The sequence below is a fragment of the Deinococcus marmoris genome, from assembly GCF_001949125.1.
GTDB classification, from domain to species: domain Bacteria; phylum Deinococcota; class Deinococci; order Deinococcales; family Deinococcaceae; genus Deinococcus; species Deinococcus marmoris_A.
Genome location: NZ_MSTI01000173.1, coordinates 1 through 26,719, shown reverse-complemented (window position 1 = coordinate 26,719; position 26,719 = coordinate 1). Strand labels below are relative to the sequence as shown.

The window sequence follows — 26,719 nt, the reverse complement described above, 5'->3', positions numbered from 1 at the left end:
GATAAGGGAGAGGGGCTGTCATAGCCGTCCTCTCCCAGTGGGTTGTTTGGTGTGGTCATTCGGAGGGGCGTTGGGGAGCGTTTGCGGTTTAGCCCCTCCCCCCCTCCGGGGGACCTCCCCTCAGAAGGGAGGCAAGGAGATTCCTGCGTCGTCCTATCTTCTGTGCTTCTTGGCTCCCTTTTGAGGGGAGCTGGCTGCGAAGCAGACTGAGGGGTTTCTTTTGCCTTACGGCGCGGGCTTGAAATCCGCGTCGATCACGTCATCATCCTCAGCCTTGTCCTTGCCGATGTTCACGCCGCCGTCCTCACCTTCGGGCTGGCTCTGGGCCTGCGCGGCGTTCTGGTTGGCGGTCATGAACTCGCGCAGTTCCTCTTCCAGCTTCTTCTGGGCGTCGGTGATCTGGGCGTCGTCGTCGTTGCGGACGGCTTCCTCAGCCTGATCGGCGGCGGCCTTCAGTTTGTCCTTGGCGTCCTGCGGGGCAGAGGCGTTCTCCTCAATCTGTCCCAGCGCCTGAACGCGCAGGCTGTCGAGGTTGTTGCGCTTCTCGACCTTCTCGCGGCGGGCCTTGTCGGCCACGGCGTTCTCCTCGGCTTCCCGGACCATCTTCTCCACGTCGCTCTTGTCCAGCGTGGTGGTGTTCTCGATGCGGATGCTGGATTCCTTGCCGCTGTTCTTTTCCTTGGCGGTCACATGCAGGATGCCGTTGGCGTCGATGTCGAAGGTCACCTCAATCTGTGCGCGTCCGGCGGGCATCGGGGGAATGCCTTCCAGTTTGAAACGGCCCAGGCTCTTGTTGTCGTTCGCCATCGGGCGCTCGCCCTGCAACACGTTGATTTCCACCCCTGGCTGGTTGTTCTCGGCGGTGGTGTAGATCTCGGTCTTCTTGGCTGGAACGGTGGTGTTGCGGGTGATCATCGGCGCGATCATGCCGCCCTTGACCTCCACGCCCAGCGTCAGCGGGGTCACGTCCACCAGTACGATGTCGCCCAGGCTGGAGTCGCCCTGGATGATGCCCGCCTGCACGGCAGCGCCCAGCGCCACAGCTTCATCGGGGTTGACCGATTCGTTGGGGGTCTTGCCGATCAGTTCCTGCACGATGCGCTTGACGGCGGGGGTGCGGGTGCTGCCGCCCACCAGAATCACCTCGTCGATCTTGCTGGCGTCCAGCTTGGCGTCCTTCATGGCCTGCTCGACGGGCTGGCGCACGCGGCGCAGCAGGTCGGCGGTCAGTTCCTCGAACTTGGCACGGGTCAGCGTGCGCTCCAGGTGCATCGGGGTGCGCGTTTCGGGATCAAAGGTGATGAAGGGCAGGCTGATGGCCGTTTCGGTGGCGTTGGACAGCTCGATCTTGCCCTTCTCGGCGGCCTCGATCAGACGCTGGAGGGCCTGCTTGTCCTTGCGGAGATCGAATTTATGCTCCTTCTCGAACTCCCCAGCCAGCCAGTCCACGATGCGGTGATCGAAGTCCGCGCCGCCCAGGTGGGTATCCCCGGCGGTGGACTTGACCTCGAACACGCCGTCGCCCAGTTCCAGGATGGTCACGTCGAAGGTGCCGCCCCCCAGGTCGAAGACCAGCACAGTCTCGTTGCCCTTGCGCTCCAGGCCGTAGGCCAGTGCGGCGGCAGTGGGTTCGTTGATCACGCGCAGCACGTTCAGGCCCGCGATTTCCCCGGCCTGCTTAGTGGCTTCGCGCTGTGAGTTGTCGAAGTACGCGGGAACGGTGATCACAGCGTCGGTGATCTTCTGGCCCAGCTTGGCGCTGGCGTCGGCCACCAGCTTGCGAAGAACCTCGGCGCTGACCTGCTCGGGGGCGTAGTCCTTGCCGTTGACTTCAATCCGCACGGAGCCACCCTCGCCTTCCTTGACGTTAAAGGGGCTGCGTCCGGCTTCTTCCTTGACTTCATCCCAGCGGCGGCCAATGAAGCGCTTGACTTCGAACAGGGTAGCGGCGGGGTTCAGCGCGGCCTGACGGCGGGCAATCTGGCCCACCAGGCGCTCGTCGCCCTTGTAGGCCACGACAGACGGCGTGGTGCGCGCGCCCTCGGAGTTCACGATCACTTCGGGGCGTCCGCCCTCCATGACAGAAATAACGGAATTGGTGGTGCCCAGGTCGATCCCAACAGCTTTAGCCATGTGTTTGACTCCTTGAGAGTGTAGTGAGATTGGATGGGATTCTGCCGCCGCAGGGGCAACAGTTCTGAAACTCCGAACAGCATAACGCTACAGTTGCATAGAGTCAATAGACTTGAGTGCTATACGCTCAAGTTTAAGGGAGGCTGAAGGGCGGGTGCTGGGAAATCGGCGGGACCACCGGGAGATGCCAGTCATGAGGGAACTGCATCAGCCCTGGCCGAAAGCACACAACCAACGCAGCGGGAGCTTCCATCTGGTGCCGGGCTAGGCCCGCTGTCAGCGCCTGCCTGGAGCCTTAGCAGGGGCGATGCTGGCCCCGCTCCCCGTTACCTTCACTGCACCCGGCGCACGCTACGCTCGCTCCAGACAGGAGATCCACATGCAAATACAGCACAAGTCCATTCGCCGCTGGAACAACCTCAGCGCCCTCCAGAAAACCGCCATCGTCGCCGCCGGGACCGTGCAGGCAGGATTGTTTGCCGCCGCGTGGCTGGACCTGAGCCGCCGTCAGCCGGGGCAGCTCAACGGCACGCAGGCGGGCTGGCGCGCGGCGCTGTTCCTCAACTTCATCGGCCCGCTGGCCTATTTCGCCCGTGGCCGCAAACAGAGCGACTGGTCCGAGACCGACATGCCCGATCAGAGCGGCAAAGTCGCCATCGTCACCGGGGCCAACAGCGGACTGGGCTACGAAACGGCCCGCGCGCTGGCCCAGCACGGTGCAACGGTGGTCATGGCCTGCCGCAACGCGCAGAAGGCCGAGGCTGCGGCTGGCCGCATTCTGGCAACAGGTCCGCGTGGCAAGGTGATCCCCATGTCCCTGGACCTGGGCGATCTGGATTCGGTGCGGGCGTTTGCCGACGACTTCAAGGGCAGGTTCGAGCGCCTGGATCTGCTGGTCAACAACGCGGGCATCATGGTGCCGCCGCAGGGCGAGACCGCGCAGGGCTTCGAGACGCAGTTCGGCGTCAACCATCTGGGCCACTTTGCCCTGACTGCGCAGTTGATTGACGTGCTGAACGCCACCCCTGACGCGCGGGTGGTCAATCTGAGCAGCATCGCGCACCGTTTTGGGAAGATCGAGTTTGATGACCTGAACTGGAAGGGGCGCGAGTACAAACCCATGCCCGCTTACGGCCAGAGCAAACTGGCCAACTTGTTGTTCACCTACGAGTTGCAGCGCCGGTTGCAGGCGGCGGGCAAGACGACGGTGGCGGTGGCGGCCCATCCCGGCTACGCTGCCACTGGCTTGCAGGGCGAGGGCATGAACGACGGTCTGATGGGCCTGATCGCCCAGACGCAGGAAATGGGCGCGCTGCCCAGCATGTACGCGGCGACTGCGCCGGGGGTAGAGGGCGGCGAGTTCTTCGGGCCGTCCGGGCTGGCCGAGATCGCGGGCCACCCGCAGCGCGTGGAGTCCAACGCCCGCTCGCACGACGCCGAGACCGCCCGGCAGTTGTGGAAGGCTTCCGAGGAACTGACCGGGGTGCCGTTCGCCCTCTGAAGGTCCTAGGACTTACGCGATACCACTCGGCAGACCGATAAACACGATCTTTTCTCCCTCCCTCTTTATGGGGGAGGGTTGGGGAGGGGGTCAGACGAAGCGGCGTCCCAGGACCAATTTTCGGCCAACATAGCCCCAATTTTTTCCGCATTTCGCATGAGTTCCAGGTCCATGAACAGGGCAGGAGGAGCTGGCGGGCTGACGATCTGAGGTAGAGAGCTGTGGTTGCGGCTGCTCAGCCCTGGCCCACCAGCCGCCGCACCAGCTTGTCGTAACCCTCCGGGTAGACCGGGAACATCTGCCGCGACTGGGTGTTCCACAGGGCGTCGAAGCTGTGGTAGCTCAGGTAGGCCAGCGGTCCCACCATGCTGTCGCTGACCCAGACCAGTCCGGCCTGATCGTCGTAGCCGCGCACCACGCGGAAGTGCGGGACCTCGCCGGGGCGCTCGTACCATTGCAGCACGATCACCGGAATGCCCAGCGCCAGCAGCCGCTTGATCTGTGAGATGTGCCCGCCGCGCACCGTCAGCGTCCGCAGCTTGAATTTCTGGAGTTCCGGGGCGATGGCGCTGATCTGCATGTACCCGCCGTCCGGGCGCGCGGTGCGCTGGATGACGTTCTGGCCGATCTGCACCTTGTAAAAGCCCAGCACCGAGGACAGCGCGCTGGGACCGCAGTTGTTGTACGTCTGCAAACTGAAGCCCAGGCCCGGCAGGTAGGTGCGGATCGGCAGCGCGTCGCCCAGCGGGGAATCCAGGCCGGGCAGCGCCCAGCCGATAAAACTGGTCACGGTGGCCGGGGGCGGCGTCTGCCATTTCGACGGACCCCTGACCTTCGCCTGATCGGGGCGCGGCGTGGCGGGCGGCAGCGGCGGCAGCTTAGGGGCAACCGCTTTCTGGACCACCACATTCTGAGACGGCTGCACGGGCGTCGCTGCGGCTGAGCGCAGTTTCAGCACCTGCCCTGGTCGCAGCGCCGTCCCGCTCAGGCCGTTGAGTTTCAGCAGCGCCGGAACCGAGGTGCCCGCCTTCTGGGCCACCCCGAACAGCGTGTCACCGCTTTTCACCGTGTAGGTCTGTGTCGAAGCGGCCCCAGCCGGGGTGCCCGCCAGCAAAAGCAGCGCCGCGCCCAGCAGCCAGCGCCGCAGCAGGGGAGAGGGCCTGGACACTGGTGCTGGCGATTGCTCGATCATTGCCTGTCACCATAGACCGTGCCAGGTTAAGGGCGTGTGAAGAACCCTGCCCGTCGGGGGTGTGGAGGCACCGGTCCCTCCACGCCTGGCCTACAGTTTGTCGCCCACATGAATGGCCGCAATGCCGAAGCTCAGCAGGCGGTAACGGGTGCGGAAGCCCGTAGCGCGCATCAGATCGGCCAGTCGTTCGGGCGGCGGAAAGGCCAGCACGCTCTCGGGCAGGTAGGTGTACGCGCCCGCGTTGCCGCTGATCAGGCCGCCGATGCGCGGCAGCACATGCTGAAAGTAAAAGCGGAAGAGGTTGCCGAACAACCCGGCGCGGGGCGGTGGAAACTCCAGAATCACGGCCCGTCCGCCCGGAGCCAGCACCCGCCAGAATTCCGAGAGGCCGCGCGCGTAGTCGGCGAAATTGCGAAAGCCGAAGGCGCAGGTCACGCTATCGAAACTGCCGTCCGGGTAAGGCAGGTTCAGGGCATCGCCTTCCTCTAAACGGATGTCGAGGTGCCGTGCGGCTGCCTTGGTCCGCCCGATCTCCAGCATCTGCGGCACAAAATCGCTGCCGATCACTTCCGATTCCGGCGCGCGGCGTTTGAGTTCCAGCGCAAAGTCCGCCGTGCCCGTTGCCACGTCCAGCACGCGGGCGGGGGCAAACGCCAGCGCCTCACGCGTGGCCTCACGCCGCCAGCCCCGGTCCACGCCCAGACTGAGAACGCGGTTGAGCAGGTCATAGCGCGGGGCGATGTCGGCGAACATGGCCTGCACGTCGCCGCCCTTGTCCTGTTTGTCACCCACGGAGGGTTTTTTCGGCGCAGCGGTCATGCCGAGGATGATAGCCGGGCGGGAACGTGAGAAAGGGGAAGGGTCAATTCAGTTTCAGGAGTCCTGCTGGTGTGGAAGCGAAACCGCAGCCCTCGTAAAAGCCGGTCAGATGCGGTTCGTAGTCCACATGCAGCCATTCCAGTCCGCCGTATTCGCGCGCCGCTGCCGCCGCCCGCCGCACCAGCTCCGTACCGATGCCGCGCCGCCCCCAGTCCGGGTGAACGGTGGTGTCCAGCAGGAAGGCGTGAACGCCCCCGTCCCAAGCGACATTCACGAAGCCCACCAGCGTCTGGCCGTCGAAAGCCGTGACCCAGGTCAGACTGCGTTCGAGAACGGGTTGCCACCACTGGCCGTCATCCTTTCCACTCCAGGCAGCTTCCCGCAATGCTCCCAGCGCCGACAGCTCCGGCCACTGGCGCACGCGGTAGGCGATTTCGGAAGTCATGCGCTGACGCTTTCGCCCGCGTCCAAATCCGTGATCCAGCGTTCCAGCCGCGCCACCTGACGTTCCAGCACCTGCGGCGTGCGGGTGGCCTGTGTCACGGCATACGCGCCCTGCACGGCGGCCAGCGTGTCCAGCGCCAGATCGGCGGCGTCGGGGCGGCCCAGCGATGCAAACTGCCGCTCCAGCCAGTGCAGGTACAGCGGAAACAGGACGGTGGCGCTCTCGGCGGCGCTGCCCCCGGCCTTTTCCAGCTCGGCGCAGAGGGTGCCATACGGGCAGCCGTAACGGGCCAACTCTGCCTTGTGGGCCAGCCCACCGCGCACGAAGTCCAGCAGCCGTGCGCGCGGGTTACCCTCCGCATTCAGCCGCGCCAGTCCGTCCAGAATGTCCGTGCCGTGCGAGGCGATCACGGCTTCCACCAGCGCGTCCTTGGTTTTGAAGTGGTAATACACGTTGCCCGGCGGCACTTCGGCGGCCTGGGCAATTTCGGACAGGCTGCTGGTTTCGACGCCACGCGTATAGAACAACGTTTTGGCGGCCTCAATCAGCCGCTGGCGTTTGGGATTGGCTTTCAGCATAGGGCGCGCCTCCACGCGAGACCGAAGTTTAATTCAGTCGGTTAACTCAGTCTAGATTTTTTGAGTTCAGTCCGCAAGTTAGCTAAGGATACGAACTGAGGCAGCTTGACAAGCTTCATCCTCTGGTGTACTTTTTAAAGCAGCAAGCGGCGCGGCTCAAAATTGAGTCAGTCAACTTACTAAGGAGATCATCATGACTGCAACCGCCACACAAACCGCCAGTGCCTTTCGCCTCAACAACGGTGACACCTTTCCGCACCTGAGCGCCGATCTGGTGGGCGGCGGCACGCTGAACCTGCCCGCCGATCTGGCCGGAAGCTGGAGCGTGGTGCTGTTTTACCGGGGCAACTGGTGCCCGTTCTGCCGTACGCAGCTCAGCGACTTCCAGAAGCACGCCGAACAGTTCGCGGCGCTGAATACCAGGATTGTGGCGCTGTCGGTGGATCCCCAGAGCGAGGCGCAGGAAACCGTGAGCAAGCATGGCCTGAGCTTCCCGGTGGCCTACGGCATCGATGCACAGGCCACGGCGGCCAGCGTCGGCAACTATGTGTCGGACGGCAGCGACGGCAAGCCCCCCTACTCGCACGCCACCGGCTTCGTGCTGTCGCCCGACGGCAAGGTGGCCGTGGCGCTGTACTCGTCGAGCGCCATTGGCCGCCTGAACGCCGCCGATACGATGGGTCTGATCAAGTACATTCAGTCTCAGACCTAAACCGGAGGAAATGACCATGACAAACCCCATCACTTTAACCGACAGTAACTTTCAGGGCGAGATCGCCAGCGGCCTGACCCTGGTGGACTTCTGGGCACCGTGGTGTGGCCCCTGCCGCATCATTGCCCCCGTGATTGAGGAACTGGCCGGACAGTACGAGGGCCGTGTCAAAGTTGGCAAGGTCAATGTGGACGAGAACCCCGCCACCCAGGGCCAATTCCGCGTGATGAGCATTCCCACCCTGATCCTGTTCAAGGACGGTCAGCCCATAGAGAGCATTGTGGGCGCACAGCCCAAGCGGGCCTTTGAAAGGCTGCTGGACAAGCATGCGGGGGCTGTAATCAACCTACCGGAGGAACCAATCATCACTAAAGAGGAACCAGCCATAACCAAACCCGTCACCCTGACCGATAGTAACTTCACGGATGAAGTTTCAAGCGGACTGACCCTGGTGGACTTCTGGGCACCGTGGTGTGGCCCCTGCCGCATCATTGCCCCCGTGATCGAGGAACTGGCCGGGCAGTACCAGGGTCGCGTCAAGATCGGCAAAGTCAATGTGGACGAGAACCCCGCGACCCAGGGCCAGTTCCGCGTGATGAGCATTCCCACGCTGATCCTGTTCAAGGACGGGCAGCCCGTGGAGACGATGGTGGGCGCGCAGCCCAAGCGGGCTTTTGAAACCCTGCTGGACAAGTACGCGGGCGCAGCTCCGGCGGCCAGCACAGGCAACGCTGTCAGCGCCGACTGAATTCAAGGCGCAAGCAGAAAGCCACCTTCCCAGCTACGGGGGGTGGCTTTTTTGCTGTGGTGATTCTTCGTCATCCTGTTGGGATTTTGGCCTGCCCGGTGGCCCCTCACCCTTCCGTCGCTGCGCTCCTCTCTCCCACAAGGGGCGAGGGGAAAAGCATTTGAGAATTGGTCTGATCGCTCCCTTTTCAACCCACGATCTTGAGTTTCCGCCCCACCTTGTCATACGCCTCTAAAGCCTGATCCAGATCGGCCCGCGTATGCTCGGCAGTCACGATGTTGCGGATGCGGGCGCTGCCGCGCGGCACGGTGGGAAAGCCCAGACCCACGGCGAACACGCCTTCCTCGAACAGCAGGCGGCTGGCTTCGAAGGCGGCTTCCGGTTCGCCGAACAGCACCGGGGTAATGGGGGTGACGCTGCCCATCGTGTCGAAGCCCAGCCTGCTCAACTCGGCCTTGAAATAGTGCGTGTTGTCCCACAGCCGCCGCATCAGTGACGGGTCGCGCTGCACTTCCTCGATGGCGGCCACCAGACCGCCCACCACCGCCGGGGGCTGCGCGGTGGAGAACAGGTACGGACGGGCGCGGTTGATCAGCAGTTCGCGCAGGTCCGCGTGCCCGGCGGCGTAGCCTCCCACGCCTCCCCAGGCTTTAGACAGGGTGCCCACCTGAATTACGTCGTCGGCGTTCTCAAAGCCGAAGTGATGCACCGTGCCGCGCCCGTCCTTGCCCATCACGCCGCTGCCGTGGGCGTCGTCCACATACGTGACTGCGCCGTACTTGCGGGCCACCGCGATCAACTTATCCAGCGGGGCCAGATCGCCGTCCATGCTGAAGACACCGTCGGTGACCACCAGTTTCAGGCCGTCCGTCTCGTTTTCCTGCAACAGCCGCTCCAGATCGTCCGCGTCGGCGTGCTTGTAGACCTTCTTGGTGGCCTTGGTCAGCCGCAGCCCGTCGATGATGCTGGCGTGGTTCAGGGCATCGCTGATCACTAGATCGCCCTCTTTAAGCAGGGTGCCCAGGACTCCCTGGTTGGTGGTAAAGCCGCTGTGCAGCACCAGCGCGCTGCCAGTGTGCTTGAAGGCGGCCAGTTGCTGCTCCAGCTCCTCGTGAATCCGCAGCGTTCCGGCAATGGTCCGCACTGCCCCGGCCCCCACACCCCACTCGCGCAGGTAGGCGGCGGCCTTTTCCTTGAGACGGGGATGATCGGCGAACCCCAGGTAATTGTTGCTCGCCAGATTCACCACCTCGCGGCCATCCACGCGCGTGCGGGCGCGGTTGGCCCCGTCCAGTACACGCGGCTTGATCAGCAGCCCGCTGCTCCGCAGGTTAGACAGTTCGGCGCTCAGCCGCCCGGAAAGTGAGGTGGTCATGCCCCGGAGTTTAGAGGGCCGGGCGCGCCCCTGTCCGTATGCAGGGCACGGAGCGCCCGGACCAGCCTGCTGGAGATTCCCTGTCCAGGCCAGAACAGGGCGACATGAAGAGCATAAAATTTCGCACATCCAGAGGGGAAGGAGGACGGAATCACACACCCTGAAGGGAAAAGGGTGAAAAATTCATCTTTATTTAATGTCTGACAAAACTGTGTCATAAACCGGTCAGCCGTCAGGCCGCACAGTGACGCATGACCCTGTTGATGCTCGCGCTGTTGCCCGCAGCCGTTGCGCTGTGCCTGCTGGTGGCGCTGGCCGTTTCGGTCCTCATCAGGAGTATCAGGGGTGAACGCTGGGCCGTGCCATTCGAGGGCAGCGTGGTTCCCAGAATCAGCCCCAACCTTCAGGTCAATGCCTGGATGGGCGACGCGCCCGTGGGCGGCATCGTCCGCAAGTCCGTGGCCTGAAGCCCAGACCGCGTTACAGCCGCTCCCCAGTTGTCCCAGCCGATCTCGCCCAATAGGGTTCAGAGATCGGCTGGGACAGTCCATTTGCTTGAACGACTGGGTTGAATGTCGCATCCTTCCTGTCAACCAGCCCGGCTCTTGCCTCAGCATCTGGTAGTCCGGTTGGGAGTTTACCATTCCTGGACGCCCAGATGAGAACGCTTCACCCAGTATCCGGTCTGACCCGGCACTCATCCTGACCTGTGAAATCAGCGGGTCCGGTGCCCGGAAACACAGTGCCACCACGTCTGTTTGTGAATATTTTGCACTTGCCTGTCTGCCTTCAAGGCGGTGGGTTCCGGGGACCGCCCTGAGTGTATGAGCGACATGAGAGTGGGTTTAAGAGATTGATTTGCAGATTCCTCTAATAAGATTTGGTTAAGGTAGCTGTGCAAGCACGGCGGCGGCCCTCCAATAAGCCGATCCAACTTCCGCTTTCTGGCAGTTCGCACCCCACGCCCGGCCCGACTTTGGTCTCCAGAGACAGCTCGTTCAGGACCAGCAGCACCCTTCCTGAACCTGAATCGATCAAGTCACCCGCCCCCCCACCGTCTTCACAGAGGAAAACCACCATGTCTCACTCCCCCCGTTCTGCCCTGTCCCTGACCGCTCTCGCCCTGACCCTGACTCTGGCTGCCTGCTCGCAACAGACCGCTGCGCCCCAGTCCCAGGCCGACAAACAGGACGGTAGTCAGTTCGTCTATGACGGGACGGACCGTTCCTGGGTTTCTCCCGACAACGGTCTGGTGGGGATGGAAGCCGAGGTGGCCAGGATGAAGGCGCTGACGATCAACACCGGCAACAACATGCTGAGCGGCGAGGCGTGGACGGCGGCCACTAGCGGGTACGGACCGATTGAACGCAACATGAGCAATGGTGAATCCGGGGCTAGAGACGGGCGCATGATGGCTGTGAACGGCAAGAAGTACGACAGCGGGTTTGGGGTGCATGCCAATTCCTCGATAACTTTCAATCTGGGCGGCAAATGCAAGCGCTTTATCAGCGACGTGGGCATCGATGATGAGGTAGGCAACCAGGGCAGCGTGGTGTTCCAGGTGTTTGCCGATGGCGTCAAGGTGTTCGACAGTGGCCGGATGACTGGCGCGGACGCGGCCAAAACCGTCAACGTGGACGTTTCGGGCCGCAGTGAACTGAAACTGGTGGTGGGCGACGCCGGGGACAACAACTATTACGATCATGCCGACTGGGGTGGGGCTGTATTGGTGGATTGCAACTCCTCCGGCACGCCCACGTCGCCTGCACCTGCCCCTGCACCTGCAACTTGGACCAGGATCGCCGGCGAGGGTGAGTCTTTCTCTGTCAGCGGAACGCAGAGTGTCAGATACGGCGCTGGCACCGCGTGGATCGTAAAAGACGTCACCTCCAATGGCCAATGCACCAACGGGTTTTTCGGCAACGATCCGGCCTATGGCACGACGAAATCTTGCGAGATCAATGCGCCAGCACCTACACCCGCTCCGGTCCCCGCACCTACTCCCCCTGCGCCCACACCACCGTCCGGCAACGTGAATTACAGCGGTCCGTTTGTGATCACCAAGGGCGGCACCTACCGGGGCAACTGGGAAAGCATGAATCCCAATGTTCCTGCGGTCCTCATCCAGACTTCAGAACCCGTGGTGATCGAAGGCTCCAACCTGCGCGGACGCGGCGAACTGATTCGCGGCTGGAAGGTCAACCTGACGGTCCGCAACTCCAACGGCTACGGCATGAATCCCAATGTTTACGGCGGACATGCCGGGCGCTTCATCGCTGCCGAGGAAGTCTATAACCTCCGGGTGGAGAACAACTACATGGAAGGCACCTCGGGCATCTACGTCAACCTGTTCTACGGCAAGGGCGATGGGCAGACCATCAAGATCCTGCGCAACAAGGCCAAGAACATCGATGGTCGCCTGAGTGACGGCAACGGCGGGTACAACGGTGGACGTTACTATGTCCAGTTCGCGCAGATCGCCAAGGTGCAGAATGTGCCGGGCATGGAGATCGCCTGGAACCAGGTCATCAACGAGCCGGGCCTCAGCTCGCTGGAAGAGAACATCAACCTGTATTCCACCAGCGGCACCGCTGGAAGCCGGATGCAGATCCACGACAACTACATCCAGGGGGCGTTCGCCATCAAGGCGGCCACGGACGGTGCATACTCCGGCGGAGGCATCATGCTGGGCGACGGTCCGGTGGGCAATCTGGGCGAGGCGGGCGGCTACGTCGACGTCTACAACAACCAGATCGTCAGCACCTCCAACCAGGGGATCGGCATCGCGGGCGGGCATGACCACAACGTGTTCAACAACCGCATCCTGTCGAGTGGCCGCCTGCCTACCGGCGAGATCAACAAGGCCCAGAACGTCGGCATCTACGTCTGGGACGTCATGAACGGCAAGGGCAGCAACACCTGGTTCAACAACACGGTCCACGACAACGTGATCGGCTGGACCCGCGTCAATGCAAACAACAGCACCTGGCTCAACAACACCTGGTTCGCCGACTGCTCCAACACCTGTTACAACAACGCGTCCTGGTCCGGCGCAGTGACGATGGACACCGAGAAGCAGGAGTTCCAGATGTGGCAGAACAAGTTCCGTGCCGCTGGCATGAGCATGGGACCCAACTGAGCCGTCATCTCAGCCAACTCTCTGCCTGATTGAAGAGGCCAATAGAGGAGACCTGCCACGCCCGGCAGGTCTCCTTTTTGTTCTGTCTGGCTGCCCTGATCCTGACCCTTCATGCGGCGCGCCGTCAGCGGCATGCTAGAGACATCAGGGTCAGAGATCAGGCGCATAGGACGTTCAGTTCCGCGTCATCTCCAGGGGCACCACCCATTCGTCAAACTCTGCGTCTGTTACGTAGCCCAGGCCCACCGCCGCTTCCTTGAGGCTGCTGCCTTCCTTGTGCGCTTTCTTGGCAATGGCCGCCGCCCTGTCATAGCCGATGTGTTTGTTCAGGGCCGTGACCTGCATCAGGTTGATGTCCAGGTTGTGCTTGATCTTCTCCAGATTCGGCTCGATCCCTACCGCACAGTTGTCGTTGAAGGCCAGCGAGGCGTCGCTGATCAGGCGAATGCTTTCCAGCACGGCGTGAACCATCACGGGCTTGAACACGTTGAGTTGGAAGTTGCCCTGCGATCCGGCGAACGCAACCGTGGCGTCATTGCCGAACACACGCGTCGCCACCATTGTCAGCGCTTCACTCTGCGTGGGGTTGACCTTGCCGGGCATGATGCTGCTGCCCGGCTCGTTCTCGGGAATGGTGATCTCGCCGATGCCGTTGCGCGGGCCGCTGGCCAGCCAGCGCACGTCGTTGGCCATCTTCATCAGCGCCCCGGCCAGCGTCCGCAGCGCGGCGGAGGTCTGCACCAGGGCGTCGTGGGCGCTCAGGGCGGCGAACTTGTTCTCGGCGCTGCGGAAGGCAAAGCCCGTCTCGGCCTCGTACTTCCTGGCGGCCAGATCACCGAACTTGGGGTGGGCATTCAGACCCGTGCCCACCGCTGTTCCCCCGATGGCCAGATCGAGCAATCCCTCCCCGGCGTGGCGTACTTCGGCCAGCGCGTAATCCAGTTGCGCCACCCAGCCGCCAATTTCCTGACCCAGCGTGATGGGGGTGGCGTCTTGCAGGTGGGTGCGTCCCACCTTCACGATGCCCGCGTACTCCTGGGCCTTGGCGTGCAGGGTGTCGCGCAGTTTTCCCACGTCGCCGTACAGGCGCTCGTTCAGCTCCAGCACCACGGCGATGTGCATGGCGGTGGGAAAGGTGTCGTTGCTGCTCTGGCCCCGGTTGACGTGATCGTTGGGATGCACGGGAGTCTTGCTGCCCATCTCGCCGCCCGCGATCTCGATGGCGCGGTTGCTGATGACCTCGTTGGAGTTCATGTTGCTCTGGGTGCCCGATCCGGTCTGAAAGACCACCAGCGGAAAGTGATCGTCCAGTTTCCCGGCGATCACTTCATCGGCGGCCTGCACGATCAGATCGGCCACGTCCTGCGGGAGTTCGCCCAGCTCGGCGTTGGCCTGCGCCGCACCTTTTTTCAAGATGCCCAGCGCCCGGATGATCGGGCGGCCCCAGACGAAGGTGTCGCGGCCAATCGGGAAATTGTGAATGCTGCGCTCGGTCTGTGCGCCCCAGTAGCGGTCTGCGGCGACGTCCAGCGTGCCCATCGTGTCGGATTCCTTGCGGGTAAGGGTCATGGGGAGGAGTTTAGAGCAGCCTGTGCATCTGGCGCAGCGGGCGAGAATCTCCTCCTCGGTTGTTTCGCGCCGCCCCCTCTTTACCAGCGTTTGATCGCTTCCACAGCAACGTCATGGACGAAAAACCCCCTCAATGGAGAGGGGGGCGAATGCAGGGCCATGTTCAGGAGGACAGCTCTAGCCCTTCAGCCACTCCTCCAGCCACCCCAGATATTCCTCCAGTCGCTTGATGCGGCGGTCCGGGCGGCCCGCGCGGGACAGTTCGTGGTTTTCTTCCGGGAAGCGCACGAAGCGCACGGGAACGCCGTGCAGCGTCAGGGCGGCGTACCACTGCTCGGCCTGCTCCACGGGGCAGCGGTGGTCCAGCACGCTATGCACGATCAGCGTAGGGGTTTTCACGTCCTCCACGTATTGCAGCGGACTGAGATCCCACAGCTTCAGGGCGTCGGCGCGGCGGTGGAAATTCAGGCCCAGTTCGTCGTCCCAGAAACGCAGCCCGATGTCGGAAGTGCCGCCGAAGGACAGCAGATTGCAGATGCTGCGGTCTGTAATCGCCGCTTGAAAGCGCGTGGTGTGCCCCGTGATCCAGTTGGTCATGAAGCCGCCGTAGCTGCCGCCCATCACGGCGCTGCGGCTTCCGTCCAGGCGCGGGTAGGCTTCCAGGCAGCGGTCAAAGAAGTTGATCAGATCGTCCATGTCAGGGCCGCCCCAGCGCCCGTGAATGTCGTCCACCCACGCCTGCCCGTACCCGGCGCTGCCGCGTGGATTGCTGTAGCACACGCCGTAGCCCCGTGCCGCGAACAGTTGGAATTCGTGCATGAAGGCGTGGCCGTAGTCGGTGTGTGGGCCACCGTGAATGGTCAGGATGGCGGGAACCCTCGCCTCGCCCTCCGGCAGCAGCGCCCAGCCCTCGCCCTCACCCAGTTCGTTCTGGAAGGTCACGCGCTCGGGGGTGAGAATCGGGAAGGTCAGGCGGTCATGCAGGGCTGTCACCGTCTTGCCGTTCAATTCCACTTCGGGAAAACGGTCCGCCCGCTCGCGGATCAGTGCCACGCCGCTGCCAGACGCCGTGAAGGACGGAATGACCGCCTGCGCGTCGTGGTCCTGCACAGTAATTTTCCCGTCCAGCGTGACCCGGAACAGACCACAACTGCCGCGCACGGTGCTGGAGAACAGCAAAGTACTATCGTCCAGCCAGACGGGTTTTTCGGGCAGTGCCCCCACATGGCAGTCGCCGCCCACCATGTTGCCGACACCGTGATCGTGCTGCTCGTCCAGGCGTCGCCACGAGCCGTCTGCCTCTACCAGGAACAGATGGCTGTTTTCCGGGCTGCCCTTGCCCTCGGGGCGGCCCACCAGCACGAATCGCCCCCCGTCCGGGTGCGGAATCAGCGTCCCGATGCCCGAATTCCATTGCGTGACCTGTTCGGGCGCGCCGTTCAGGGGTAGGCGGTAGACCTCCTGCTGGCCCTGGGTGGCCCTCAGTTCGTCAGTGCTGGAGACGAACAGCACGCCGCCCGAATCCGGCTGCCAGGCGTAACCGTTGATCTCGGTTTCAGGCGTATGCCACTCGCTCAATTTGTCGGCCTGCACGTCGTAGTGCCACAGCCGGGCCGGGCGTTCGGGCAGCCAGTCGCGCCCGTTGAAGCGGTAGCGCGGGCGGGTGATCACTCGGGCCTCGCCGCGTTCGTCGCGTTTGTCCTCGTCGTCGCCCGTGCTGAGGAAGGACAGCGAACGCCCATCGGGGCTGAATTGCAGGTCCTGCACGGCCCCCTTGAATTCGGTCACGCGCCGGGCCTCGCCGCCGCCTACTGGCAGGAGGTGAAGCTGGCCCCCCCGTCCACTACTGGCGCGCACGAAGGCCAGCGTTGCGCCGTCCGGGGACCAGCGCGGTGAGCTGTCGCGGCCCTCGCCCTGGGTGAGCTGCGTTGCCGGGCCGCCGTCACTGAGCCACAGGTGGGTCTTGTAACGCGGCTTCGCAAATTCCTTATCCGGTTTCTGGGGGTCTTCCTCTTCTACCCGCGCCAGTACGAAGGCGACGCGCTGTCCGTCCGGGCTGATCTGCGGATCGGAGGGAAAGGCCAGGGCAAGCAGGCTATCGGGGCCGGGCATTGGATTGGACATGGGGTTCAGGATAGCCCCTTCCATAGCTCCGACACGCAATTTTTTACTCTCGCTCAGGGAGGATTCATGACGAAATGGTCAAGACCAATTGGGACAAAGCTCCTGGCGGTCAGAAGGCCATCAGTTAGACTAGACATACCGGCACCACCGGCTCCACCTGTTCAGACACGGCCTCGTTTTGCGACGTGGCGTCATGCCATTGACGTTGTTTCTCGCCAATCGTGGCAGGTCATTCCGGAGCCGGGGCCGCTGCCAGCAGGTCAAGGCACCCCACATTGATCCTCGTTTTTCCCGGAGGCCCACCATGACTGCCCCTCAACCCCTCACCAACCGAATCCAGAAGCCCACACCCAACGTCGCGTCGCCCTCGGCCCGCCCCCAGACCAAACCCATCCAGACGCCCGCCGCGTTGCAGGACATGCTGTGTACCTGGGTTCCCGGCACCACCAGCATCGTCCGGCTCAAGATCGGTACCGAGCCGGGGCGCGAACGGACCCTGGAAGTGACCAGCACGCATCTGAGCCGCATCTTCGGCAAGGAAGTGGTGCATGACCTGTACCTCAAAGGCCGCTCGAAGGTCATGGTCACGGACCAGCAACTCGCCCTGCTGACCTGAAGCCCAGAGGCCAGCAAGCCCAAGCCAGCAGGCGCGGCAATCACAGTTCAGCGAGAACGCCTCAGACCTCCAGCCCAGGGTTGGAGGTTTTTTCCTGGTTATGGCATACGGTTTTTTGTGTCTGTCCGGGCCGGGGTAGCATGAGGGCATGTCATCCCCAGCCGATCAACCTGACCTCAAGGCCATGCTCAGCGACCTGCGAACCCTGGTGGACATCGAGTCGCCGTCCACCGATCTGGCGGCGATCTGCCGCGTCATGGACGTGGTGGAACACTGGGCACTCGACCTGGGTGCGGAAACCCACGCGCTGCCCGGCGGCACCCGCCTGTTCAACTTCGGGACCGCCCATCAAGTGAATGCTGGCGACGAGCAACCGATTCTGGTGCTGGCCCACGCCGATACGGTCTGGCCGCACGGCACGCTGCAAACGATGCCCTGGCGCGAGGACGGAGACCGCCTGTACGGCCCCGGCACCTACGACATGAAGGCCGGAATCGTGGGCCTGTTTCACGCGCTGCGTGCCCTGAACCACCAGTGGCCCAGGGGCGGCGTGCAGGTGCTGCTCTCGCCGGACGAGGAAACCGGTAGCGCCAGCAGCCGCGCGCACATCGAGACTGCCGCCCGCAACGCCCGCGCCGTGCTGGTGGTGGAACCGCCGGTGGCCGACAGCCACAACCTCAAGACCGGGCGCAAGGGCACCGGCCACTTCTCGCTGCACTTTCAGGGCGTCGCCAGCCACGCTGGAAACAAGCCGGAGGAGGGAGCCAGCGCCATCACGGCAGCCGCGAAGGCCGTGCTGGAAGTGCAGGCGTTGGCCCGCCCGGAGATCGGCACCACCATCAGCGTCGGGCTGATCCGGGGGGGCAGCGCCGTCAACGTGGTGCCCGCCGAGTGCGTGCTGGACATTGATCTGCGGGTTTCCACGCTGGCCGAGGCCGAGCGCGTCACGGCGGCGGTGCAGGCCATGACCCCGGACGATCCACGCGTCAAGCTGACCATTCTGGGCGGCCTGAACCGCCCCCCCTTCGAGCAGGGCGACGGCAGCCTGGGGCTGTTCGAGCAGGCGCAGACCGCCGCGCAGAGCCTGGGCTTCACGCTGGGCCACGAATTCGTGGGCGGCGGCAGCGACGGCAACTTCACCGCGCCGCTCTCACCCACGCTGGACGGCCTGGGCGCACCCGGCGACGGCGCGCACGCCAGCCACGAACACATCCGTCTGGACCGCTGGCCGGACCATGTGCGCCTGTTGACCCGCCTGCTGCAAGAGGTCTGAACCTCCGCGCCTGCCGCCCCATTCCGCCCAAGCCAGGAGGTCACATGTTCAATCTGTTCCGCAAACCGCCCGCCAACCCAAACGTCAAGCAGGACGATGCCCAGACCTTCCGGGTCCGCGTCCGTACCATTCGGCACGGCGAGATCGTCGAATTCCGCTTTACCAAGGGCGCACATATCGGCATCGACGACGACGGCAACTACGTGTTCCGCAAGCCGGTGATCTCGCCGCAACATCTGGACCGGGGCGAACTGGTGGTGCAGTTCAACAACCGCTATCAGGTGCTGTCCACCACCGGGGACGGCGTGGAATTCGTGCCCGTGAGCGAGTGGGAAGACTGACGACTTGACCGCCGAACCTCAGCCGCTGGATCAGGCCAGCAGTCCAGTGGTTTTGCCAATGGGCGGTTTCGAGCGGTTGAACAGGGTGATCTCCAGCAGTGCGATGCCGCTGTTTCAGAAGGGGGTCTGGGCGCAGGGGGCGTGAAGTACACCTGATAGCACCTGCGCCCTTCGACGGGTCACTGCCACCCAAATCGACGTGTCCACAGAGAAAGCAGGTGACTGATTGGAGGGGGGCGTGAAAGCTCTCCTCCCTGCGTCTGTCTGGTTGCAGGCGGAAATGCCGTGTGGGAGGGAGATACGCGGGGGCGTTGCTTTTTTGCAAACGCAGGTGTACAGTGAATTCAATCGTTAATAAAGTTTCTTATCTAGGAGATGCAATGGGTCAGCCGCGTGAGCTTCGGCGTCTTAACCGCCGTGCCGTCACACAATTGTTGTTTTCAGGAAGCGGGCTGACACGCCCGCAGCTTGCCGATCAGACTGGTCTCTCGAAGGTCACCGTCAATGTCGTGGTTCAGGAACTGCTGAATCACGGCATCGCCCAGCTCTCCATGTCGTCCGATCAGGGCGTGGGCCGCACCCCCCAGCGGGTCGAGTTGCGCCCGCAGGTGGGCGCGATCCTGGCCGCCGACCTCCAGCCCACCCAGATCCACACCCTGCTCAGCGGTCTGGCGGGCGGCGCTCCCAGAAAACAGCAGGTCGATTGTGCCGAAGCGGATCTCACCGACGCGCTTCTGGACGTCTTTTCTGGAGCACTGGCCGATGCTGCTTACGGGCCGCTCTGTCACGTTCTGATCGGCCTTCCAGCGCCCGTCGATCCGCAGGGCCGCGTCCGGGAACCCAACGTCACCCATCACCTCGACGTGCAGCGTGTCACGGCTTTTCTGGACGCCGCCGGGGTGACCTACGCCTTTGCAAACGATGCGAACCTCGTTGCGCTGGCCACCACCCGCGAGACTCCCGGCTGGAGCCACGTCGCGGTGCTGGTCGAACGGCCCAGCGGCACAGGGATGGGCCTGCTGCTGGGCGGCGAACTCTACCGGGGGATGCACGGACGCGCCGGAGAAATCGGGCGCTCACGCTGGCCTGGCCCGCACGGTGCGGAGCCGCTGGAAAGCCTGCCCAGCCCCGAACGTCTGGAGGCCACAGCGTTCATGCTGGCCGGACTCGTCCATACCCTCGACCTGCAACACGTCGTTCTCGGCCTGCCGAAAGACCGCGCCGCCGCGTTGCAGGACAAGCTGAGCGTGCTGCTGGACCTGTCGATCACCATCCATCTGCTGCCGGATGTGGGGGACGCCGTCCTGCGCGGCGCGGCCCTGCTGGCGCGGGAACAGGCGCACGAACACCTGCTGGCACGCGTGGAAGACCTGGGGAGGGAGAAGACCGATGTGGCATGACACATATCTGAGGGTGGTCTTGCAGCCCGATTACGACTACGCCAGCGAACACCTGCTGCCCCACCTCTTCGACGCCCTGAGCGCCCACGCCCTGATGCTGGACGGCTGCGGGGTGGCCCACGCGGGCAAGGCGGCCAGCCTGCTGCGCGAGATCCGCCGTCAGCCTTTCCCGGCCTACGATCCCAGTGTCGAGGACGTGTTCTTCACGCTGGACCGTGAACTGGCCGCGCGCGACGTGGATGCGGCGGGGGCGCTGCGAACGGCGCTGTCCCGCAACGATCTGGACATGACCATCTACCGCCTGAGTGCCCGGCTGCGCCTGATGCGGGCGATGGAGCGGGTGCTGCGGCTGCGGCGCACCCTGCTGGACCTCGCCGCACGCGAAATCGACACCGTGATCGTGGCGTACACGCACCATCAGCCCGCCCAGCCCACCACGCTGGCGCACTACCTGACGGCGGTGGAAAACGTCCTGACCCGCGACACCGTGCGGATGCTGGGGGCCATGACGCACCTGAACATCTGTCCGATGGGCGCGGTGGCCCTGGGCGGCACCAGCTTCCCGATTGACCGGACACGAACCTCAGATTTGCTGGCCTTTGACCGGCCCATCGAAAACACCTACGACGCCGTGAGCGCCAGCGACTGGCAGGTGGAGATCGCCAGCGTGATCACGGTGGTGTCCACCACGCTGTCGCGGGTGCTGTATGACCTGCTGTTCTGGGCCTCGCGCGGGCTGCTGTCCCTGGCAGACGGACTGGTGCAGGGCAGCAGCGTGATGCCGCAGAAACGCAACCCGGTGGCGCTGGAACACGCCCGCACCAAGTTCAGCAAGGCCATCGGCGTGACCCAGAGCGTGATCATCTCCAGCCACAACGTCCCGTTCGGGGATATCAACGATCCCGGCCCGGACATGCAGCCCCCCCTGACCAGCATGTGGCACGACTTCCGCGACGGCCTGGAATTGCTGATCGCCTCGCTGACCCACCCCAACCTCAACCGCGAGGAATGGTTGCGCGAGGCCCAGCAGGGCGAATCGGTGGTCACCGAACTGGCCGACGTGATCGCCCGCCATACGGAGTGCGGTTTCCGGGAAGCCCACGCCCACGTCAAGACGCTGCTGGACCACCTGCACGCCCAGGGCCGCGCCGTCAGCACCCTGACCGCCGCCGATCTGGCCGCCGTTGGCCTGGAGTTGCCGGAAGCCGAGGTACGAAGTGCCCTGAACCCGGCAGAATTCATCGCCCGGCGCACCACCTTTGGCGGCCCCGCCCCCTCGGTGATGGCCGGGGAAATCGCGGCGGCACGCGAACGGCTCGACACCGATTACACCCACCACGCCAGCCTCACCACCCGCTTTATGAACGCCCGCACACACCTTGAAGGAGGTTCTTTATGAAGAAACGGTACCTGTCCAGCCTGATGCTTTCCCTGCTCGTTGGTGCGGCCAGCGCGCAGACCACCCCTGCGCCCGCCGCCCCCAACCCCATCCAGAGTGGCCCTGGCAGCTACGGCGGCACGGTCAGCGGCATGGACCTGATGGACGTGGATCTGATGTTCATCGGCGCGCACCCGGACGACGACGGCGGCGTGGGCGGCATCCTGGCCCGCTACCTGCTGGACGGCGGCTACAAGGGCACGGTGGTCACCCTGACCGGCGGCGAGGGCGGCGGCAACGCCACGGGCCGTGAAACAGGCCGCGCCCTGGGCCTGATCCGCGAGGAGGAGGAGCGCCGCTCGCTGGCGATGCTGGGCGTGAACAGCCCGCATTTCCTGGGCCTGCGCGACTTCTACTTCACGCTGTCCGCCGAGGAAACCCTGGCCAAATGGGGCGGCCCGGCCTTCGTGTGCGACGTGGTGCGGCTGGTGCGCCTGCGCCGTCCAGAAGTCATCGTGACCATGTGGCCTGGCCCCGGCACGCACGGCCAGCACCAGATGGCCGCCCGCGCCGCCACGCTGGCCTACGCCACGGCGGGCGATCCGGCCACCTGCCCGGAGCAGCTTAAAGAGGGCTTGCAGGTCTTCACGCCTCTCAAGCTGTACTACTACCCCAACAGCGCTGAGGACGCCACCGTCAAGATTCCCACCGACGACGTGTCGCGCACCGCCCGCATCCGCTACTCGGACCTCAAGAACATCGCGCAGTTCAATTACCGCTCGCAGGGCTGGGACACCTTCTCCACGCTGCCCGCCAAGACCTCCAACCCGGAATCGTTCATGCTGGTGGCCTCGCGCGTGCCCACCCCGGCCCAGGAAACCTCGCTGATGGGCGGCGCACTCACGGCCAGCGGTTCCTCTCCTGCCGGTGTGAAGCTGGAAGTGCAGCCCGCCGCCTACGACATCGGCGCGGGACAGGCGGCCCCCGTGACCGTCAAACTGACCAACACCACCGGGAAGGACATGACCGGCGTCACGCTGGCCCTGAATTCGCCGGACGGCTGGAAAGTTTCGGCAGCCCCGGCGGCCAGGACCCTCAAGCCCGGTGAGTCGGCCAGCGCCACCTTCCAGGTCACGGCTCCGGCGAATGCGGCGGCCCAGCGCAGTGAAGTGACGGGCAGCTACCGCGCCGCGCAGGAGGGCCAGTCCATCACGGGCCGCGCCGGGAATTTCGTTCGTCCGCTGCCCGCCGTTGTCGCCACCTTCGCCCCCACCTTTGACGTCGCCGCGTATCAGGACTTCGCGCGGCAGACCGGCACCGACTGGGTGATCGGCTCATTGCCCACCCGACTGGCGCTGGCGCTGGGGCAGAAAACCCCCGTGAACGTGACGGTGACCAACCGCAGCAAGGCCGCCGTGAACGGCAAGGTGGACCTGAAGATGCCCGCTGGCGTCACGCTGTCGGGCGACACGGCCTACCAACTGGCCGCCGGACAGAGCAAGACGCTGACCTTCCAGATGGAAGCTGTGGCCGCCGCGCTGCCCGCCGGACGCCAGAGTGCGCTGCTGCCGGTCAGCCTCAGCACCGGGAATTTCACCGATACGGCCAACGCTTACATCCTGCCTACGCTGACCATTCCGCGCCTGAGCAAAGCGCCAGTGATCGACGGCGATCTGGGCGACATGTCGGCGGGTGCGGACGGCCAGATCGGCCCGGAAGACCTGTGGTGGCGGACCAAGCCCGACAACGCGGCGGATGCCAGCGCCAAGTTCAAACTCGGCTACGACGACACCTATCTTTATGTGGGGATGAACGTCAAGGATGAACTGGTGGCCTGCAACATCGCCCCAGACGACATCAAGGCCCAGCTCCGCTCGGATGCGATTGGCGTCACCGTCGATCCCGGCGGCGACAGCAAGGACACCGGCACCACCATGCAGGCGGCGGCCTTTCCCTGCACTACGGACGGCTTCGGAGCGCGTGGCTTCCGCGACGCCGACGCCAACCAGGGCGTGATGGAAGAAACGGCCCCCGGTATGCAGGTGGCCTCCAAGAAGGTGGACGGCGGCTATGACATCGAATTCCGCCTGCCCTGGGCCGCCATGCCCAAGGTGCCCAAACCCGGCGACACGATTGGCCTCAACCTGGTGATGTACGACGGCGATCAGGCCGACGCCCGCGTGGGCGCGAACATCAGCCAGAGCGGACTGGCGTGGGCCTCGTTCTCGTGGGGCGGCAAGCAGGCGCTGCCCTACCTGTGGCCACGCGTCACCCTGGGTAAGTAAACGCTGGGCAAGTAAACACCCTCCACCCTCTTTTCACGCTCTCCATCTCAAAACAACAGGAGTTCACATGAAAAAGTTACTGACACTGGCCCTCGGCCTCTCGCTCGCTTCCGCCTCCGCCGCCCCCGTCACGCTGACGTACTGGCAGTATGAATACGCCAGCAAGGTCAGCGCCATGAACGATCTGATCAAGAAGTTCGAGGCCGCCAACCCCGACATCAAGATCAAGCAGGAAACCTTCCCCTACGACGCCTACAGCCAGAAGGTCGCCTCCAGCGTTCCCGCCGGGCAGGGACCGGATGTGGTCAACCTGTATTACGGCTGGCTGCCCCAGTATGTGGACGCCGGTTACCTCCAGCCACTTCCCACCAAGGACTTTCCGACGGCCACCATCGACAGCACCTACGCACCAATGGTCAAGACCTCCAAGATGAACGGCAAATACTACGCGCTGCCCACCGCCGTTCGCACGCTGGCCATCTTTTACAACAAAGACCTCTTTAAACAGGCCGGGATCGCCCAGCCGCCCAAAACCTGGGAAGAACTGATCGCAGACGGTCAGAAGATCGTCAAGGGTACGCCGCCCCGCTACACCACGCTGGGCTTCGGCATCCAGCCTGACGGTCAGGATTACCACGTCTTGCGTGAAGTGCTGGTGCGCCAGTTCGGCGGCCAGCCCTACAGCAAGGACGGCAAGACCGCCACCTACGACAGCGCGGCGGGGGCCAAGGCCATGACCTTCTACACCGATCTGCAAACCAAGTACAAGCTGGGCGTGCCCAATTTCTTCCCCGGCAACAACAGCTACCGCGACGCCTTCATCGCGGGCAAGGTGGGCATGATTATCGACGGCTCGTTTGCCATCAACACCATCAAGGACGGCGCGAAGTTCGACTGGGGTGTGACGACGCTGCCCGTGCTGGCCAGCAATCCCAATGAGAAAGACAACTTCGGGTCTTACTGGGTCAACGGCATCACCAAGAACGCCAAGGGCGACAAACTGGACGCCTCGGTGAAGTTTCTGAAGTTCCTGACCAGCGCTGAAACCCAGCGTTACTGGCTGGAAAATGTGGGAGAGATTCCCGCCAGCCGCAGTCTGGCTGCCGATCCTGGCCTGCTCAAAGATCCGGTCTACGGACCGTTCATTGCCAGTCTGCCCTACGCATCCTCCACCGTGTTCGTGGACGAGGCCGGGCAGCGCAAAGCCTGGGTGGACGCGATCAACACCGTGCTGCTGAAGGGGGCCAAGCCTGCCGACGCCGTCAAGCAGGCCGCCGCCGACGAGCAGAAGATTCTCAACAGCTATTACAAGTAAGTCCTGACTTCCGCGCGTCTGCACGACTTTCCAGAAGAGTGGAAGTGGTGTGGAGGCGCGGAAATTTTTGGCCCCCGTCGAATTCGTTTTAGAGGTAAAGATGACCAGATCCACTGGCCCACGAGGCCATTTATGACCGTGACCGCGCCTCCCAAAGCCCGGCGGGGTGGCTCAATGCGGCGTCACCAGACCCGCACGGCCTACACCTTCCTGCTGGTCCCCCTGATCTTCTACCTGATCGTCCGCTTCCTGCCCACCCTCTCTGCCCTGCGCCTGAGCCTGTTCGACTGGAACATCCTCAAAGACACCCAGCCCTTCGTCGGCACCGAGAACTACCAGCGCCTGTTCGCAGACGAGAAGTTCGGTCAGGCGCTCAGAAATACCGCGCTGTACACCGTCATCGGCGTCCCAGCGCAGATCGCGCTGGGACTGATCGTGGCCCTGCTCCTCAATAAGATCATCGCGTTGCGTGGTCTGTTCCGGGCGCTGTACTTCGCCCCCTACGTCACCCCCATCGTGGCCGCCGCGTGGGTCTGGCAGTGGCTGTTCAGCCCGCAATTCGGTCCGGTCAACACCTTTCTGATCTGGCTGCACATCACCCCACAGAACTTTCTCAACTCCCCGGATCAGGCGCTGGCCACCACGGCGGCCCTGGTGGTGTGGCAGAACCTGGGCTTTCAGATCGTGCTGTTCCTGGCGGGTCTATCGGCCATTCCCCGCAGTTATTACGAGGCTGCCGAGATCGACGGTGCCAACGGCACCCAGGCGTTCTGGAAGATCACCTGGCCGCTGCTCAACCCCACCATCGTGTTCAGCGTGGTCACCGGGACCATTTCCTACCTGCAACTGTTCACGCAGGTGGTCAACCTGAACTTCACCGATCAGGGGGGACCGCTGGGCAGCACCATGACGGTGGCGCTGTACATCTACCAGATCGCGTTCGGACGCTTCCAGATGGGCTACGCCTCGGCCATTACGGTGGTGCTGTTCCTGATCATTCTGGCCATCACCCTGTTCCAACTGCGCTTCCTGACCCGGCGGTATGACCTGTGATACGGATTCCGTCTGTTTCGTTAACAAACCGGGAAAGCTCCGGTTCGTTAACTCCACGCCCGGAACCCATTTGTCTCCTACTCGCTTCGCTCAGATTTCCAGGTGTTTCCAACACCTTCCAATCGGAGTTTGTATGACCACGACACTAAACAAACCCGACGCGCGTGAAACTGCGGGCGATCCTCGCCCGCGCCGCCGCCTCAACACGCCGATGCTGCTGGCCTACCTCGTGCTGACGGTGGGCATCGTGGTCACGCTGTTTCCCTTCATGTGGATGCTCCTGACCAGCCTCAAGAGCTTTCAGGAACTGTTCAACCTGAGCTTCCTGCCCGAATCGCCCACCCTGGACAACTACCGTCAGGTCCTGCTGGAAACCAAGTTCATCCAGTGGTTCGGCAACAGCCTGCTGGTGGCCGGTGTGACCACCGCCACCGTGCTGTTCTTCGACTCGATGGTGGGCTACACCCTGGCCAAGTTCGACTTTCCCGGCAAGAACCTCATCTTCATCCTGATCCTCTCCACGCTGATGATCCCCACCGAGATGCTGGTCATTCCGTGGTTCGTGGGTGTCAGCGACATTCACCTGACCCAGAGTGTGCCGGGGGCCTACTTTGCGATCATGTTCCCCGGTCTGATGAGCGCGTTCGGGGTCTTTCTGATGCGGCAGTTCTTCGAGACGCTGCCCGATGACCTGCTGGAAGCGGCACGCATCGACGGCATGAG

The 26,719-nt window shown here is 63.7% G+C and carries 23 protein-coding genes and 1 pseudogene; 16 read left to right on the top strand and 8 right to left on the bottom strand.

Going from position 1 to position 26,719, the window contains the following annotated elements:
• Positions 1-225 precede the first annotated feature (225 nt).
• Positions 226-2,133 carry a molecular chaperone DnaK gene (dnaK, locus tag BOO71_RS24745; protein WP_075836901.1) on the bottom strand — a complete coding sequence of 636 codons (1,908 nt, stop codon included), beginning with the start codon at positions 2,131-2,133 and terminating at the stop codon, positions 226-228.
• A 379-nt stretch (positions 2,134-2,512) separates the two neighbouring features.
• Between dnaK and BOO71_RS24740 the strand changes: the two genes are divergently transcribed.
• On the top strand, positions 2,513-3,634 hold the full coding sequence (locus tag BOO71_RS24740) for an oxidoreductase (protein ID WP_083653813.1): 1,122 nt from the start codon (positions 2,513-2,515) through the stop codon (positions 3,632-3,634).
• Between the two features lie 235 nt (positions 3,635-3,869).
• On the opposite strand, the gene BOO71_RS24735 is transcribed toward BOO71_RS24740, so the two are convergent.
• From BOO71_RS24735 to BOO71_RS24720, 4 genes are all read right to left on the bottom strand, one after another.
• The gene (locus BOO71_RS24735; RefSeq protein ID WP_083653812.1) at positions 3,870-4,826 is read right to left on the bottom strand and encodes a LysM peptidoglycan-binding domain-containing protein; all 957 of its coding nucleotides are present in this window, start codon (positions 4,824-4,826) and stop codon (positions 3,870-3,872) included.
• A 90-nt stretch (positions 4,827-4,916) separates the two neighbouring features.
• Positions 4,917-5,645 carry a bifunctional demethylmenaquinone methyltransferase/2-methoxy-6-polyprenyl-1,4-benzoquinol methylase UbiE gene (gene ubiE, locus BOO71_RS24730; RefSeq protein WP_075836900.1) on the bottom strand — a complete coding sequence of 243 codons (729 nt, stop codon included), beginning with the start codon at positions 5,643-5,645 and terminating at the stop codon, positions 4,917-4,919.
• Between the two features lie 43 nt (positions 5,646-5,688).
• A complete protein-coding gene (locus BOO71_RS24725; RefSeq protein ID WP_075836899.1) occupies positions 5,689-6,090 on the bottom strand; it encodes a GNAT family N-acetyltransferase in 402 nt (133 codons plus the stop codon).
• Positions 6,087-6,668, bottom strand: a complete 582-nt coding sequence (locus tag BOO71_RS24720) for a TetR/AcrR family transcriptional regulator (RefSeq protein ID WP_075836898.1) — start codon at positions 6,666-6,668, stop codon at positions 6,087-6,089. The genes BOO71_RS24725 and BOO71_RS24720 overlap by 4 nt, the downstream gene beginning before the upstream one ends.
• A 193-nt stretch (positions 6,669-6,861) precedes the next feature.
• Between BOO71_RS24720 and BOO71_RS24715 the strand changes: the two genes are divergently transcribed.
• From BOO71_RS24715 to trxA (BOO71_RS26575), 3 genes and pseudogenes are all read left to right on the top strand, one after another.
• Positions 6,862-7,380 carry a peroxiredoxin family protein gene (locus tag BOO71_RS24715; RefSeq protein WP_075836897.1) on the top strand — a complete coding sequence of 173 codons (519 nt, stop codon included), beginning with the start codon at positions 6,862-6,864 and terminating at the stop codon, positions 7,378-7,380.
• A 16-nt stretch (positions 7,381-7,396) separates the two neighbouring features.
• Positions 7,397-7,717: pseudogene (gene trxA, locus BOO71_RS28945) on the top strand (thioredoxin); the annotation flags it as partial.
• 48 nt (positions 7,718-7,765) lie between these two features.
• Positions 7,766-8,128, top strand: a complete 363-nt coding sequence (trxA, locus tag BOO71_RS26575) for a thioredoxin (protein ID WP_083653815.1) — start codon at positions 7,766-7,768, stop codon at positions 8,126-8,128.
• Between the two features lie 187 nt (positions 8,129-8,315).
• On the opposite strand, the gene BOO71_RS24705 is transcribed toward trxA (BOO71_RS26575), so the two are convergent.
• Positions 8,316-9,503: a glycine C-acetyltransferase gene (locus BOO71_RS24705; RefSeq protein WP_075836896.1), complete on the bottom strand. Its 1,188-nt coding sequence runs from the start codon at positions 9,501-9,503 to the stop codon at positions 8,316-8,318.
• Between the two features lie 251 nt (positions 9,504-9,754).
• On the opposite strand from BOO71_RS24705, the gene BOO71_RS24700 reads away from it, so the two are divergent.
• Positions 9,755-9,970 (top strand): hypothetical protein, encoded by a 216-nt coding sequence (locus BOO71_RS24700; RefSeq protein WP_075836895.1) that lies wholly within the window; start codon positions 9,755-9,757, stop codon positions 9,968-9,970.
• Positions 9,971-10,581: 611 nt separating this feature from the next.
• Positions 10,582-12,642: an NPCBM/NEW2 domain-containing protein gene (locus BOO71_RS26570; RefSeq protein ID WP_083653811.1), complete on the top strand. Its 2,061-nt coding sequence runs from the start codon at positions 10,582-10,584 to the stop codon at positions 12,640-12,642.
• A 174-nt stretch (positions 12,643-12,816) separates the two neighbouring features.
• On the opposite strand, the gene fumC is transcribed toward BOO71_RS26570, so the two are convergent.
• Both fumC and BOO71_RS24680 read right to left on the bottom strand, forming a co-directional pair.
• Positions 12,817-14,211, bottom strand: coding sequence for a class II fumarate hydratase (fumC, locus tag BOO71_RS24685; protein WP_075836894.1), 1,395 nt, complete (start codon positions 14,209-14,211; stop codon positions 12,817-12,819).
• 177 nt (positions 14,212-14,388) lie between these two features.
• Positions 14,389-16,335, bottom strand: coding sequence for a S9 family peptidase (locus tag BOO71_RS24680; protein ID WP_075836893.1), 1,947 nt, complete (start codon positions 16,333-16,335; stop codon positions 14,389-14,391).
• Positions 16,336-16,639: 304 nt separating this feature from the next.
• Here BOO71_RS24680 and BOO71_RS24675 point away from each other — a divergent pair, with 304 nt between their 5' ends.
• The 10 genes from BOO71_RS24675 to BOO71_RS24635 all read left to right on the top strand — a co-directional run.
• Positions 16,640-16,951, top strand: a complete 312-nt coding sequence (locus BOO71_RS24675) for a hypothetical protein (protein ID WP_254843289.1) — start codon at positions 16,640-16,642, stop codon at positions 16,949-16,951.
• Between the two features lie 148 nt (positions 16,952-17,099).
• Positions 17,100-18,224, top strand: coding sequence for a M20 family metallopeptidase (locus BOO71_RS24670; RefSeq protein WP_075836892.1), 1,125 nt, complete (start codon positions 17,100-17,102; stop codon positions 18,222-18,224).
• A gap of 44 nt (positions 18,225-18,268) precedes the next feature.
• Positions 18,269-18,565, top strand: coding sequence for a hypothetical protein (locus BOO71_RS24665; RefSeq protein ID WP_075836891.1), 297 nt, complete (start codon positions 18,269-18,271; stop codon positions 18,563-18,565).
• A gap of 4 nt (positions 18,566-18,569) precedes the next feature.
• A complete protein-coding gene (locus BOO71_RS28130; RefSeq protein WP_175607534.1) occupies positions 18,570-18,710 on the top strand; it encodes a hypothetical protein in 141 nt (46 codons plus the stop codon).
• A gap of 235 nt (positions 18,711-18,945) precedes the next feature.
• Positions 18,946-19,965, top strand: a complete 1,020-nt coding sequence (locus BOO71_RS24660) for an ROK family protein (protein ID WP_075836890.1) — start codon at positions 18,946-18,948, stop codon at positions 19,963-19,965.
• Complete coding sequence (locus BOO71_RS24655; RefSeq protein ID WP_075836889.1) at positions 19,955-21,364, top strand: argininosuccinate lyase; 1,410 nt, start codon at positions 19,955-19,957, stop codon at positions 21,362-21,364. Before BOO71_RS24660 ends, BOO71_RS24655 begins: the two co-directional genes overlap by 11 nt.
• Positions 21,361-23,628 (top strand): PIG-L family deacetylase, encoded by a 2,268-nt coding sequence (locus tag BOO71_RS24650; protein WP_075836888.1) that lies wholly within the window; start codon positions 21,361-21,363, stop codon positions 23,626-23,628. Before BOO71_RS24655 ends, BOO71_RS24650 begins: the two co-directional genes overlap by 4 nt.
• 67 nt (positions 23,629-23,695) lie before the next feature.
• Positions 23,696-24,943, top strand: a complete 1,248-nt coding sequence (locus BOO71_RS24645; RefSeq protein ID WP_075836887.1) for an extracellular solute-binding protein — start codon at positions 23,696-23,698, stop codon at positions 24,941-24,943.
• Positions 24,944-25,075: 132 nt separating this feature from the next.
• The gene (locus BOO71_RS24640) at positions 25,076-25,996 is read left to right on the top strand and encodes a carbohydrate ABC transporter permease (protein ID WP_075836886.1); all 921 of its coding nucleotides are present in this window, start codon (positions 25,076-25,078) and stop codon (positions 25,994-25,996) included.
• Positions 25,997-26,129: 133 nt separating this feature from the next.
• Positions 26,130-26,719 (top strand): carbohydrate ABC transporter permease (locus BOO71_RS24635; RefSeq protein ID WP_254843288.1); only part of this gene is annotated, 590 nt, incomplete at its 3' end.